Here is a 12969-nt window from a genome sequence, read left to right as displayed (position 1 = left end):
CGGGAAGGGCAAGACCGGTGAGCGAGGAAACCAGGGCGGCCGCCACTGCCAGATCGGCCGCGGGCTCCGAAATCCGGTAGCCTCCGGCGACGTTGAGATAGACATCGTGGCTGCCGAAGCGCACCCCGCAATGGGCTTCGAGAACTGCCAGGATCATAGACAGCCGGGCGCCGTCCCAGCCGACGACGGCGCGGCGCGGCGTGCCGAGCGAGGAGGGTGCGACCAGTGCCTGGATCTCGACCAGCACCGGCCTTGTCCCCTCCATGCCGGCGAAAACCGCGGCGCCGGGCGATTTTGCATGGCGCTCGCCAAGGAAAAGCTCGGACGGATTGGCAACCTCGCGCAGGCCCTTGTCCGACATTTCGAAGACGCCGATCTCGTCGGTCGGTCCAAAACGGTTCTTCACCGTACGCAGGATGCGATAGTGATGGCCGCCTTCGCCCTCGAAGTAGAGCACGGCGTCGACCATATGCTCGACGACACGCGGCCCCGCGATCTGGCCTTCCTTCGTGACATGGCCGACCAGCACGATCGCAGCACCCGTGGATTTCGCATAGCGGATCATCGCTTGGGCGGCGGCGCGCACCTGTGTGACGGTGCCCGGTGCCGAATCGGCAAGGTCGGTCCATAGCGTCTGGATCGAATCCAGGATGACGAGATCAGGCCGCTTGCCGTCGGCGATCGTCGCCAGGATGTCCTCGACATTGGTCTCGGCGGCAAGTTCCACCGAAGAAGAGGCGACGCCAAGCCGCTGCGCCCGCAGCCTGATCTGCGCGACCGCCTCTTCGCCCGAGACATAGACGATGCGGTGGCCCTTTGACGCCAGTGCCGCGGCCGCCTGGGTGAGCAGCGTCGATTTGCCGATACCAGGATCGCCGCCGACCAGCAGCGCCGAGCCGCGCACGAACCCGCCGCCGGTGGCGCGGTCGAGTTCGCCGATGCCCGAAATGATGCGCGGCGCATCCTCGATGTCGCCGGACAGCGTGGTCAGCACCACCGCGCGGCCCTTGCGGGCATTGCGCGTGTTGGCCGGTCCTGAGCCGATGCCGCCGGACGTGCCTTCCTCGACCAGCGTGTTCCACTCCCCGCAGGCATCGCATTTGCCGGCCCAGCGCTGATGCACCGATCCGCAGCTCTGGCAGATGAATTGGACCCGGGATTTGGCCATCAGAGAGATGCCACGCGGTGACAGGCTGGCGGGGCAGCGCCCCCCTCTGGCCTGCCGGCCATCTCCCCCTCGAGGGGGGAGATTTGCAGCTTCAGCCCTTGCGCCTTCTTTTCAACGCCAAAAATTGGCGAAAGGATCGATGACATCCAATCTCCCCCCTGGAGGGGGAGATGTCCGGCAGGACAGAGGGGGGCGCCAAGGAACGAGACCTGTCTCAATAGGTCACTCGAACCTTTCCGGCAGATGATGCTCCTCGGCGAGGTCGGAGAAGCGGGTGAACTCGCCCTGGAAGGCAAGGCTGACGGTGCCGGTCGGTCCGTGGCGCTGCTTGGCGATGATCACTTCGGCCTTGCCCTGGACTTCGACCATCTTTGTCTCCCAGGCGAGATGCTCGGGCGTGCCTTTCTCCGGCTCCTTGTTCTTGATGTAATATTCCTCGCGGTACACGAACAGCACCACGTCGGCGTCCTGCTCGATCGAACCCGATTCGCGCAGGTCGGACAGCTGAGGATGTTTGTCGTCGCGGCTTTCGACCTGACGCGAGAGCTGTGAGAGGGCGATGATCGGCACGCCCAGCTCCTTGCCGAGCGCCTTCAGCCCGGTAGTGATCTCGGTGATTTCCTGGACGCGGTTCTGCGATGCCTTGGCGGACGAACCCTGCATCAGCTGGATATAGTCGATAACCATCAGATCCAGCCCGCGCTGGCGCTTGAGGCGGCGCGCGCGAGCCGCGAGCTGGGCAATGGAAATACCACCCGTCTGGTCGATATAGAGCGGGCGTTTGTGGTTCTCCTGCGTGTACGCGACGAGCTTGCCGAAATCGGCCTCGGTCAGGTCGCCACGCCTGATTTTCGACGATGGGATCTCGGTCTGCTCGGAGATGATGCGGGTGGCCAGCTGCTCCGACGACATTTCGAGCGAGAAGAAGCCGACGACGCCGCCATTGGCCGCCTTAACCGAGCCGTCGGCCTGTTGGGCGGGCTCATAGGCGGCCGCGATGTTGTAGGCGATGTTGGTTGCCAGCGACGTCTTGCCCATGCCTGGGCGGCCGGCGATGATGATCAAATCCGACGGCTGCAGCCCGCCCATACGATGATCAAGATCGCGCAGGCCGGTGGCAATGCCGGACAGGTGGCCATCGCGCATATAGGCCGCGCTGGCCATGTCCACGGCATTCTTCAACGCATCGGAAAAGCTTTCGAAACCGCCATCGTAGCGGCCGTTTTCGGCCAGCTCGAACAGCCGCCGCTCGGCATCCTCGATCTGTTCGCCGGGCGCCATGTCGACCGGCGCGTCATAGGCGATGTTGACCATGTCCTCGCCGACCGTGATCAACGCGCGGCGCGTCGCAAGGTCATAGATGGCGCGGCCATAGTCCGTGGCGTTGACGACGGTCACAGCCTCGACCGCCAGCCGCACGACATATTGCGCCATCGTCATGTCGCCGACCTTCTCGTCGGCGGGCAGGAAGGTTTTCAGCGTGATCGGCGTCGCGACCTTGCCCATGCGGATGAACTCGGACGCCACCTCGAAGATCTTGCGGTGCAGCGGCTCGTAGAAATGGCTGGCCTTGAGGAAGTCCGAGACGCGATAGAAGGCGTCGTTGTTGACGAGGATGGCGCCGAGCAGCGCTTGCTCGGCCTCGATGTTGTTGGGCGCTTCACGATAAAGCGGTGTTTCCGCCACGCCGAATTTTCGCGCTGCTTCTGCCATGATATCCCCGATTTCGATCCCGGCCTTTCGATATCAGAACGTGACAAGTCCATGCTGACTTATCTGCACCAGTGCCTGTCCAATCAGCTTTGATACCCGCGATTCACAGCCGAGTTTTTTCGGTGGAAAGAATCACAATTGACTCGAATCGAAAGAACGATTGTAGCGCATCTATAGGGAGAACAAAACGAGAAAACAAGAATGGTGCCCTGTGCAGCCATCCCGCTCAAAGCTGACCGAGTCGCCCCTCGATGAACCGGCGTTCCGCCGGTTGCCGGGTCAACTCGATCGCCCGCCGGTAGGAGGTCCTTGCCGCTTCGGTCAAGCCAAGCCTGCGCTGCATGTCTGCTCGCGCCGCGTGCGCCAGATGGTAGCCGTCCAGCCCGCCTTGTGCCATGACCGCCTCGATTTCCGCCAGTCCGGCCTGCGGGCCGTCGCGCATGCCTATGGCCGCGGCGCGGTTGAGTGCCACGACCGGGGAGGGGTCGACGCGGCCGAGCACATCGTAAAGCGCGACGATCTGTACCCAGTCGGTCTCCGCCGTGCCTGCCGCCTCGGCGTGGACGGAAGCAATGGCCGCCTGCAGGATATACGGTCCGATGCGGCGCGAGGCGATCGCCCGACCGATCAGGCCGTCGGCCTCGGCGATCAGCGAACTGTCCCACAGCGTGCGGTCCTGATCCTCCAGCAGGACAAGGTCGCCGCTGGCATTGACCCGCGTCGCGCGCCGCGCCTCGTGCAGCAGCATCAGGGCAAGCAGCCCTTGCGCCTCCGGCTGGTCGAGCAGTTCGACCATCAGCCGGCCGAGCCGGATCGCCTCGGCGCACAGATCGGCCCGCGTCAGGTTCGGCCCCTCGGTTGCCGCGTAACCCTCGTTGAAGATCAGGTAGATCACCTGCAGCGCACTCTCGAGACGCGCCGGCAGGTCGTCGCGGTCGGGCACCTCGTAAGGGATCGCCTCGTCCCGGATCTTCGCCTTGGCCCGCACGATGCGTTGCGCAATGGTCGGTGCAGGCGTCAGATAGGCGCGGGCGATCTCTTCGGTGGTCAAACCACCCACTTCGCGCAGGGTCAGGGCGATGCGTGCATCCGGCGCCAGCGCCGGATGGCAGCAGACGAAGATGAGCCGCAATTCATCGTCCTGGATGTCTTCCGGCATGGCCGGCTCCCGTGTCGGCTCGGCCAGCGCCGTGAGTTCGGGCAGAGCCCCGGCCAGCCGTGCTTCCCGGCGCCAGCGGTCGATGGTCCTGAAGCGGCCGGCCGAGACCAGCCAGGAATAGGGGTTGGCCGGCACACCCTGGCGCGGCCATTGCTCGGCGGCAGCAGTGAAGGCCTCATGCAAGGCCTCCTCCGCCACGTCGAAACCGCCGAGCAGGCGGATCAAGGTCGCCAGCACGCGCCGCGCCTCGGTGCGGTAGGCCGCCTCCAGGGCATCGCGGGGGCTGGTGGTGCTCACAGGACCGGCGGCGGCTGGCTGAAGTCGACGACCGGGCGAACTTCGACAAAGCCGATCGTTGCCAGTGGATGGCCGCTCGCCACTCGCACCGCCTCGTTGAGATCGCGGGCCTCGATGACGATGATGCCGCCCAGGATCTCCTTGGTCTCCATGAACGGGCCGTCGACGGTCGACATCTTGCCGTCGCGGACCTGCACGGTCATTGCCTCCTCGGGCAGCACCAGGGCCTCGGCGGTTACGAAGTGGCCGCTGGCTTTGAGCACCTCGTCATATCCGGAGCACTCGGCCAGCACGGCATTGGCCTCCGGGCTGCCGCCGAACAATGTTTTGGGATGGTAATAGATGAGACAGGCGTAACGCATGGTGGGTTTCCTTTTCCAGGATTGTCGAAAACTAGGGTTCTTGGGATCAGGCGTCGAGGATCGGCGCAAAGCCGCCATGGACCCGGCGCTGGTTGTCGTAGGGCATGGTGTCGGCATACATGCGCGGATCGGCAATCACCTTTTTCCAGGCGTCATCGCGCACCTGCTTCGACGGCCATTCGACCCAGGCATAGACGACGACCTCGTCGCCCGTCGCTTTCACGGCGCCACGGTAGTCGGTGACCTCGCCGTCGGGAACATCGTCGCCCCACGCTTCGACAACGCGGGTTGCGCCGTGTTCCTTGATCACCGCGGCCTGCTTCGTCGCTACGGCAAGGTAGGCCTGCTTGTTGGCGGCCGGCACCGGCACCAGCGAGCCATCGATATAGCCCGTCTTGCCGGTCGTGTTCAGGTCGATGAAGGGCGTGAAGCCACCGATGATCATGCGCTTGCCGTCAAAGGGCATGGAAGCGCCGATCTCCGCCATGCGCGGGTCGCTCATCATCGTCTGATAGGCCGCGTCCGCCGCCGCCTTGTCCGCGTATTCGTGCCATGAAAAGGTGATGACTTCATCCTGCTTTGCCTTCACGGCTCCCTTCAAGTCGGTGATCTTGCCGCCGGGCACGTCGTCGCCCCATCCTTCGACCATGCGGGTGGTGCCGAACTCCTTCAGCACCGATGCCACCTCGGCGACATGCCTGCGGTAAGCTTCCTTGTTGGCGGCGGGCACCGCGGCGACAAATCCTGCGATATAGCTCATTGCGTTTCTCCTATTGGCTGATGCCGTTTGACACTCTTGGCGTCTCGAAAGGTCCGAGAACGCCAATGGTCGAACGGCACGGCCTGGATTCGACATCGCTTCGAAATTTTTCTTCGAGGCGGTCGCAAACGCTGCTGCTGTCTATTCGGAAGCCAGCCTGTCGCCCCAGTCCAGCCGCCGGGCCAGCTTGAAGTCGGCGCCGTCGCGCTTGGTGAACAAGCGCTCGGCGGCGGTGCCGTCGTCCCGGCAAAGTTTGAGCAGAACCTTGCCGGAACCGGATTTCGGCGGCGCAAGAACCCGCGCCTGGTGCGATGTGAGTCCGTCGCGAGAAGCCGCGACATAGATGAATTTCTCATCTTCCCACGGCACGTCGGCGTCCTTGGCCAGCCGGTGCAGGCGCGAGCGGGCGACGCGGCGGGAAAAGTGGCACCAGTCGGGCGCGGTGAGCGGGCAGGGCGCCTGATGCGGGCAAGGCGCAAGCACATGCGCGCCCGCCTCGATCAACTGCCGGCGCACGGCAAGGATGCGCTGCCAGCCGGCGGGGGTGCCCGGCTCGACCACAAGCAGCGTGTCGGCGGTGAGTTGCCAGAGGCGGTCGATGAGCTTCGGCAGTGATGCGGGAGCGATTTCGTCGAGCACATAGGCGCACGTGACCAGATCGGCCGGCTCGATGTCGGCAAGGTCGATGGTGGCATCACCGGCCAGCCATCTGGTCTGGGCGACAATTGTGTCGCCGGCAAGCGTCTCGCCGACCTTGCGCACCGCGGCACTGGCTTCGAACAACACTGCCTGTTCGAGATCGGGCCACAGGTCGGTCGTGGCCCAAAGCACCGTGCCAGGGCCGGCGCCGACATCGAGCAGGCTCCTGGGTTGAAAGCCGGGCTTTGCGTCGCTCAGCGCGTCGAGGCTGGCGCGGATCGCGGCATAGGTCGCCGGCAGCCGCGTCGCCAAATAGGCTTTCACGGCCAGATCCTCGGCCATGTGCAAACGGCCGTCGCGCAACTCGGCACGGTAACGGTCGGACAGCGTTTTTGCCGCTTGCTTGATTACCGCCAGCGGAACGTTTTCGAGCAGGCGCTCGACACCTTGGCGAAGGGAGGCCGGCAACTCCATCTCACGCGCCCCGCGGGACGAGAAGGATCCCAGCGGTCGGGGCGAACGCCCTCCACCAGCCACAGCCAGCCAAGCGACGCCGCGATGTAGATGCCGCCATAGGCGGCGTAGGCGCGGCCGGCGGCTGACATGTCCACCAACGCCAGCAGGAAGCCGAACAGGGCAAGCGAGGCGAGGCCGGGAAGAAGCCAAAGCGGCGACTTATCCAGCCGCCACCAGGCCCAGAACGAAAAGCAGCCGGCGATCTCGGCCAGAGCGGCGGCGGCATAGAGGACGTAGGTCATGAAAAAAGTCCCGCGACAGTCACGGGACCTTTTTCAGTGCAGGCGCCGGCAATGGCAAGCGGCAATGCTATTCCTGGTCGGCAACCTTGCGGCGGCGAGCCGGCTTGGCGGCCGGGCTCTTTTTGACGGGAGCCGTTTCACGATGCCCCATGTCGCGCATCTCAAGCGCTTTTTCGCATTTGGCCATGTAGTCGCGTGTCATCGGCAGCGTGTCGTTCTTCTTGGCGATCTGGATCTGGAAGATCACCAGATCCTGCCAGCGGAAGGCAGCTTCCGAGGCCGCCAGATAGAATTCCCACATGCGGCAGAAACGCTCGTCATAGATCGCCTTGGCCTTGTCGCGATTGGCGGCGAAGCGCACGCCCCAGTGCTTCAGCGTATCGGCATAGTGGAGCCGCAGGATCTCGACGTCGGTGACGACCAGGCCCGACTTTTCGATCGCCGGCATGACTTCCGAGAGCGAAGGGATATAGCCGCCCGGGAAGATGTATTTGCGGATGAAGGCGCTGGTCGCCCACGGCACGCCGGAACGACCGATCGTGTGCAACAGCATCACGCCATCGGGCTTGAGCAGCGTCGCGCTCTTGTCGAAGAACGTACGGTAGTGGTTGACGCCGACATGCTCGAACATGCCGACCGAGACGATGCGGTCGAAACGCTCGTTGAGTTCGCGGTAGTCCTTCAGCTCGAAATGCACACGGCTTTCCAGCCCTTGCGCGTGCGCCCGGTCGGTGGCTACGCCATGCTGCTCGGTCGACAGCGTCACGCCCTGCACGTCGACGTCGAACGCCTTGGCGAGGTAGAGGCCAAACCCGCCCCAGCCGGAGCCGATGTCGAGCACCGTCTGGCCGGCCTTCAGCCGGAGCTTGGCGGCGATGTGGCGTTTCTTGGCGGCCTGCGCTTCGTCGAGCGTCATGTCCGGCTGCTCGAAATAGGCGCAGGAATATTGCATGTCCTCGTCGAGGAAGAGCCGGTAGAGGTCGCCCGACAAATCGTAGTGTCGCTGCACGTTGCGCCGCGAGCGCGAGGCGGTGTTGATCTGCTGCAGCCGGCGGAAGGCGTGGCGCAAGCCTTCGATGGCCTTCGACCAGGTGGCGTCGATGCCGCCGCTGCCCATGTTCTGGAAGGCGATGCGCATCACACCCAGCACGCCGCCTTCGAGAATGTCGAGTTCGCCGTCCATGTAGGCTTCAGGCACCGCCAACATCGGATCGAAGGTGATGGCGCGCTCGGCATGCGCGGTCTTGATGTGCATGTGCACCGGTTCGCCGCTGCCGTCGCCGAAAACCACAGCCGAGCCCTTGGGACCGGTCACCTTGAGATTGCCGGTACGCACCAGGCGGTCGAGAACGCGCTTCAACAGGATATTCATGACCAAATGTCCCCTCTCGGCCAGACAGGCTGCCTTGGCGCGTGACCGCGAAAATCGGGATCGATTGCGCCGGGGGTCTTGCGCCGAACCAAAGTTGCACAGCGTGATTTGCGCGGCCAAAGGACGCGCGACGCCATAGTCTGCAACAATATATAGGGGTTCGAAAAGTTCCATTTGGCACAAAAATGCCCGGGCGAGAGGCCCGGGCATTGGTCCAGCATGGCTGGATGACGGCAAAGTGATCGAAGCACGCTTCAATCGAGATCGGAGCGCAGCTTCAACTTCTTTGCGATGGATGATCAGGCGTTGTCTTCGCCGCCTTCAAACTCGGTGTTCGGATCGAAGAAGTTCTCCGGCCGGGCGTTGTCGTTGATGTCGTCGCCATAGATGGCTTCGGCGGTGGTCAGAGTCTCGCCCTTGGCCTGGCGCTCGGCTTCGTCGGCCGTGCGGGCGATGTTGAGCGTGACGGTGACCTCGACTTCCGGATGCAGCGCGATCGCCACATTGGTGACACCGATGGTCTTGATCGGCTGGTTGAGCAGGATCTGGTTGCGATTGATCGAGAAACCTTCCGCCGTCAGCAGATCGGCGATGTCGCGGGTCGAAACGGAACCGTAAAGCTGTCCGGTTTCGCCGGCGGAGCGAACGGCGATGAAGCTCTTGCCGTCGAGCTTTTCAGCGACCTGGGCCGCTTCCGACTTGCGCTCGAGGTTACGGGCTTCGAGTTGGGCGCGCTGGCCTTCGAACTTCTTCTTGTTGGCTTCGTTGGCGCGCAGCGCCTTGCCCTGCGGCAGCAGGAAGTTACGGGCGAAGCCGTCCTTGACCTTGACGGTATCGCCCATCTGGCCGAGACGGGAAACGCGTTCGAGAAGAATGACGTCCATGGTTTTGTTCCTTCGGTTGGGCGCCAATCGATCGATGAGATCGACGCCGAATGTCTTGGGAACAGGTCAGGAAGCTTGAGCGCCTTTGGCGCTGGTGTCGCTGTCCTGCCTGTTGCGGCAGTTAGAGGTTTTGACCTCAACCCGGGATTTGATGTTCGGCCCTGCGGCGCCCGTCGCCGTGGGCGAAGAGCGGGCGGCGAACCGCCCGCATTTGAGATATTAGCGAACCACGTAGGGCAGCAGGCCGAGGAAGCGGGCGCGCTTGATCGCCTTGGCGAGTTCGCGCTGCTTCTTCTGGCTGACGGCGGTGATGCGCGACGGCACGATCTTGCCGCGCTCAGAAATGTAGCGCTGCAGCAGACGCACGTCCTTGTAGTCGATCTTGGGCGCATTGGCGCCGGAGAACGGGCAGGTCTTGCGGCGGCGATGGAACGGGCGCCGGGTCGGGATCTGATTGATGTCGACCATTATTCTGCACCCCCTTCAAAGCCTTCGCGCGGACGGCGCGGACCACGATCGGCACCGGCGTCGCCGAACGAGCGCGGCGGACGATCACCACGGTCGCCGCGATCACGATCGCCGAACGAGCGCGGACCACGATCGCCACGGTCACGGTCGCCGAAGCCGCCGCGTTCCGAGCGCTCTTCGCGCTTCTGCATCATGGCCGACGGGCCTTCCTCATGCGCCTCGACCTTGATGGTCAGGAAACGCAGCACGTCCTCGGACAGGCCCATCTGGCGCTCCATCTCGTTGAGCGCGGCAGCCGGGCAATTCAGGTCCATCAGCGTGTAGTAAGCCTTCCGGTTCTTGTTGACCCGGTAGGTGAGGGACTTCAGTCCCCAGTTCTCGACCCGGCCGACGGACCCGCCATTAGCGGAGATGACACCCTTGTACTGTTCGACAAGCGCATCGACCTGCTGCTGCGAGAGGTCCTGCCGGGCAAGAAACACATGTTCGTAAAGAGCCATTATGTCCTATGCCTTTCTTCGTTTCTCTCCCGGTTCCCGGCGGCAAAAGCCTCTGCAACTTCTCTGACCCGCAAACCCTCGAAGGGGCAGGGGGAAGAAAGGAGCATGACGAGACGGTCGAGAGCGGAGACACGGGAGGCGGAAGCACTTCCGGCTTCACACGAAGGTTCTGAAAAACCTCCGGCCCTCCGTTCAGCCCCCAGCAAGGACCGGCAGATTGCGGGCGTCTATACAGCAATCCGGCCGCAAAGCAAGGGCAAGCGGCATTCCCGTGTGTCATAGCCGATGATCGGGGAGCAGCAACGGTCGGAGTTGTGGTTTCCGGCAACCACGTCTTAACCACACCAGCAGGTTGTGTGGAGTTGAAGCCTGGCCATCAACGGTCGATTCATCATGGAAGGCGCAAAAGCCCGGACAACCGCGCAAAAGCGGCAAGCATTTCCGGGGGTAAGGATGCTTTTCAACAAATTCTGGCGCTCGAAGAGCGGCAATTTCACGCTTGTGCTGGGACTGGGTTTGCCGGTCATCCTGACGGCAGTCGCTTTCGCAACCGATGTCTCGACCCTTATGCGAGCCAAGAGCAATCTGCAGAACGCTCTTGATTCGGCAAATCTTGCTTCTTCGCACCTTGGCGATCTCGACATCACCCGCAATGACGCTTTCAACCGCTATTTCCAGGCCAACATCGTCGGTCATGGCGAACTCGGCAATGCGCAGGCGACGCTGACTGTCGACAAGGGCGTCAACTTCGTCAAGACAAAGGCGATTGCCTCGGCGGACGTCAATCTCAACTTCGCCTTCCTGTTCGGCGACAGCAAGCACATCGTGGTCGATGCCTCGGCGGTCGAATCGAACAACCAGCTCGAAGTCGTGCTGGTACTGGACAACACCGGCTCGATGGCCGGCGCGCGCATGACGGCGCTGAGGACGGCGACAAAATCGTTGCTCGACACGCTCGAAGCGGCGAAATCGCCGACGCGCAAGATCCGCGCCTCGCTGGTTCCTTTCGTAACCGCCGTCAACGTCAATGGCGACGGCTTCGACCCGTCCTGGATCGACATGGACGGCAAGTCCTCAACCAACGGCGTCAATTTTCCCGTCATCGACGGCAAGCGGCCGAACCACATGGCGCTTTTCAAACAGCTCAAGAAGACCGGATGGACCGATGCCGGATGGAATGGCACCGGATGGAAGGGTTGTGTCGAGGCGCGGCCAGGCGCTTACAATATCTCCGACACGCCACCCGACACGGCCAAGCCCGACACGCTGTTCGTGCCGTACTTTGCACCGGACGATCCCGGAGACGCCCAAAAGCCGTCTGGCTCCTATGGCAATTCGGATAAATACTACAACAACTCCTATCTCAACGATGTCAGCGACAAAACCAGGCTTGCCCAGTCGGGCATCAACATCCTGGGCATCGATCTCAGCAACCTGCTCGGCAATCTCATCGAACTTCTGTCGCCCGATGACAGGGCTGCCAGGGAAAAGATTGCCAAATATGTTGCGCCCGCCAAGGAACTCATCACCGAGATCGGCTCTCCCATCACTATCGGTCCGAACCGTGCGTGTCCGACCCCGGTGGTCCCCCTGACCGACGATTTCGACAAGCTGCGCAAGGCTGCCAGTCAGATGACCGAGTGGAACGGTTCGGGCACCAACGTCTCCGAGGGCCTGTCATGGGGTATGCGGGTGCTGTCGCCCGCCGCGCCCTACACCGATGGGGCGCCGTGGAAGACGCCCGGTATCAGCAAGATCGTGCTGTTGCTCACCGACGGCGAGAACGTCGTCTATGGCGCCAGCCAACAGCCGACGAAATCTGACTACACATCATATGGCTATCTGGCCGGCGGCCGTTTCGGATCAGATAACCAGACGACCGCTGCACGCAATGTCGACGGCTGGACCAAAAGCGTCTGCACGCAATTGAAGAACGAGGGCGTGCAAATCTACACCATGGTGCTGCAATCCGACACCGCAGCCAACCGCGCGCTTTACAGCGCCTGCGCTTCTGATCCGAGCGGCTATTATGCAGTCAACGATCCGACCAAATTGCCGGACGTTTTCCAGCAGATCGCCAACAAGTTCTCGAAGCTGCAATTGACGAACTGAACGCGCGATCCGACACAGACGAGCCTGAGGGATCGTTGGGCTCAACTCGTATGGGCGACAACCTTGTCCTTGTCGACCGTTTCGGGGAAGAAGTCAGGCGCTGCCTGACGCTTGCCGAACATCATATCGTACTGCAGCAGGCGGAAATCGCGGATCGCCGGGTCGATCTCCTTCTGCCGCGCCCAATCGGGGGTGGCTTCGCCAGCCGGCGTCAGCAGAAGATTGCGGTCGACGACACGGTAGCGTTCGCTCATCTCGCCCAGGAAGCCGGTGTAGTAGGGATGGCTGATTCCGGCCGTTTTCAGGATATGATAGGGCAGGAAGGCTGGGCTGACGGCACCCATCTGCTCAGCCGGCCCGGTGCGGTTTGACCAGATGACCAGCGGCGTCTCGTGATGCTCGAGAGCAGCCTCGGGCGACGCTTCCTTGCGCGGCGCGACATTGTCCTTGAGGAAGCCGGTTTCGACATAGACCGGCCCCAGCGGCGGCAGATGGTCGCCGAAGAAGGCGATTACGGTGGGGCGGGAGCGTTTCTTGGCCCATTCGACGAGGCGTTCGAGGCCGCGATCGGCATCGGCTGAGCCCTCGGCGTAGCTGAGTAGCGATTCGCGCGCCCACTGGCTGATCGGCGCCTGCACCCTATGCGTGGGATTGTAATAGCGGTTCGGCTCGTAGGGACCGTGGTTTTGCAGGCTGACCGCAAAGAAGAACACCGGCTCGTCGCTGGCGTCGGCCTCGCTGATGATCTCGTCGGTCATCGCCGCATCCGATGCCAGT

The 12969-nt window shown here is 63.0% G+C and carries 13 protein-coding genes; 1 reads left to right on the top strand and 12 read right to left on the bottom strand.

What is annotated here, in order from left to right; translation table 11 throughout:
• From radA to rpsF, 11 genes are all read right to left on the bottom strand, one after another.
• Positions 1-1168 (bottom strand): DNA repair protein RadA (radA, locus tag EOC06_RS20075; protein WP_128308600.1); only part of this gene is annotated, 1168 nt, incomplete at its 3' end.
• Between the two features lie 222 nt (positions 1169-1390).
• Positions 1391-2881 (bottom strand): replicative DNA helicase, encoded by a 1491-nt coding sequence (locus tag EOC06_RS20065; protein ID WP_126068580.1) that lies wholly within the window; start codon positions 2879-2881, stop codon positions 1391-1393.
• A gap of 226 nt (positions 2882-3107) precedes the next feature.
• Positions 3108-4337, bottom strand: coding sequence for an RNA polymerase sigma factor (locus EOC06_RS20060; protein ID WP_128308599.1), 1230 nt, complete (start codon positions 4335-4337; stop codon positions 3108-3110).
• Positions 4334-4699, bottom strand: a complete 366-nt coding sequence (locus tag EOC06_RS20055) for a YciI family protein (RefSeq protein ID WP_027037981.1) — start codon at positions 4697-4699, stop codon at positions 4334-4336. Before EOC06_RS20055 ends, EOC06_RS20060 begins: the two co-directional genes overlap by 4 nt.
• 46 nt (positions 4700-4745) lie before the next feature.
• Positions 4746-5459, bottom strand: a complete 714-nt coding sequence (locus EOC06_RS20050; RefSeq protein WP_128308598.1) for a DUF1428 domain-containing protein — start codon at positions 5457-5459, stop codon at positions 4746-4748.
• Positions 5460-5600: 141 nt separating this feature from the next.
• Positions 5601-6572: a small ribosomal subunit Rsm22 family protein gene (locus tag EOC06_RS20045; RefSeq protein ID WP_128308597.1), complete on the bottom strand. Its 972-nt coding sequence runs from the start codon at positions 6570-6572 to the stop codon at positions 5601-5603.
• On the bottom strand, positions 6506-6856 hold the full coding sequence (locus tag EOC06_RS20040; RefSeq protein ID WP_245469836.1) for a hypothetical protein: 351 nt from the start codon (positions 6854-6856) through the stop codon (positions 6506-6508). The genes EOC06_RS20045 and EOC06_RS20040 overlap by 67 nt, the downstream gene beginning before the upstream one ends.
• Before the next feature lie 67 nt (positions 6857-6923).
• Entirely contained in the window at positions 6924-8228 is a 1305-nt protein-coding gene (locus EOC06_RS20035; protein ID WP_128308596.1) for a cyclopropane-fatty-acyl-phospholipid synthase family protein, read from the bottom strand.
• 299 nt (positions 8229-8527) lie between these two features.
• Positions 8528-9112, bottom strand: a complete 585-nt coding sequence (gene rplI, locus EOC06_RS20030; RefSeq protein WP_023813757.1) for a 50S ribosomal protein L9 — start codon at positions 9110-9112, stop codon at positions 8528-8530.
• A gap of 219 nt (positions 9113-9331) precedes the next feature.
• Positions 9332-9580: a 30S ribosomal protein S18 gene (gene rpsR / locus EOC06_RS20025; protein WP_006203718.1), complete on the bottom strand. Its 249-nt coding sequence runs from the start codon at positions 9578-9580 to the stop codon at positions 9332-9334.
• Positions 9580-10080, bottom strand: a complete 501-nt coding sequence (gene rpsF, locus EOC06_RS20020) for a 30S ribosomal protein S6 (protein WP_013532520.1) — start codon at positions 10078-10080, stop codon at positions 9580-9582. Before rpsF ends, rpsR begins: the two co-directional genes overlap by 1 nt.
• Before the next feature lie 453 nt (positions 10081-10533).
• Between rpsF and EOC06_RS20015 the strand changes: the two genes are divergently transcribed.
• Positions 10534-12192 carry a pilus assembly protein gene (locus tag EOC06_RS20015; RefSeq protein WP_128308595.1) on the top strand — a complete coding sequence of 553 codons (1659 nt, stop codon included), beginning with the start codon at positions 10534-10536 and terminating at the stop codon, positions 12190-12192.
• A gap of 41 nt (positions 12193-12233) precedes the next feature.
• Here the strand turns inward: EOC06_RS20015 and EOC06_RS20010 are convergent.
• A partial coding sequence (locus EOC06_RS20010) for a sulfatase-like hydrolase/transferase (protein ID WP_164898665.1) occupies positions 12234-12969 on the bottom strand: 736 nt, incomplete at its 5' end.

Origin of the sequence: Mesorhizobium sp. M7A.F.Ca.MR.362.00.0.0 (assembly GCF_004023175.1) — a bacterium.
GTDB lineage: Bacteria > Pseudomonadota > Alphaproteobacteria > Rhizobiales > Rhizobiaceae > Mesorhizobium.
Note: the sequence above shows the minus strand (reverse complement) of the source record. Positions and strands in the feature narration are given on the sequence as shown.

Bases quoted from the DNA above. Each gene is read 5' to 3' on its own strand.
- EOC06_RS20065 (WP_126068580.1), bottom strand. From the start codon at position 2,881: ATGGCAGAAGCAGCGCGAAAATTCGGCGTGGCGGAAACACCGCTTTAT.
- EOC06_RS20055 (WP_027037981.1), bottom strand. From the start codon at position 4,699: ATGCGTTACGCCTGTCTCATCTATTACCATCCCAAAACATTGTTCGGC.
- EOC06_RS20050 (WP_128308598.1), bottom strand. From the start codon at position 5,459: ATGAGCTATATCGCAGGATTTGTCGCCGCGGTGCCCGCCGCCAACAAG.
- EOC06_RS20045 (WP_128308597.1), bottom strand. From the start codon at position 6,572: ATGGAGTTGCCGGCCTCCCTTCGCCAAGGTGTCGAGCGCCTGCTCGAA.
- EOC06_RS20040 (WP_245469836.1), bottom strand. From the start codon at position 6,856: ATGACCTACGTCCTCTATGCCGCCGCCGCTCTGGCCGAGATCGCCGGC.
- EOC06_RS20035 (WP_128308596.1), bottom strand. From the start codon at position 8,228: ATGAATATCCTGTTGAAGCGCGTTCTCGACCGCCTGGTGCGTACCGGC.
- rplI (WP_023813757.1), bottom strand. From the start codon at position 9,112: ATGGACGTCATTCTTCTCGAACGCGTTTCCCGTCTCGGCCAGATGGGC.
- rpsR (WP_006203718.1), bottom strand. From the start codon at position 9,580: ATGGTCGACATCAATCAGATCCCGACCCGGCGCCCGTTCCATCGCCGC.
- rpsF (WP_013532520.1), bottom strand. From the start codon at position 10,080: ATGGCTCTTTACGAACATGTGTTTCTTGCCCGGCAGGACCTCTCGCAG.
- EOC06_RS20015 (WP_128308595.1), top strand. From the start codon at position 10,534: ATGCTTTTCAACAAATTCTGGCGCTCGAAGAGCGGCAATTTCACGCTT.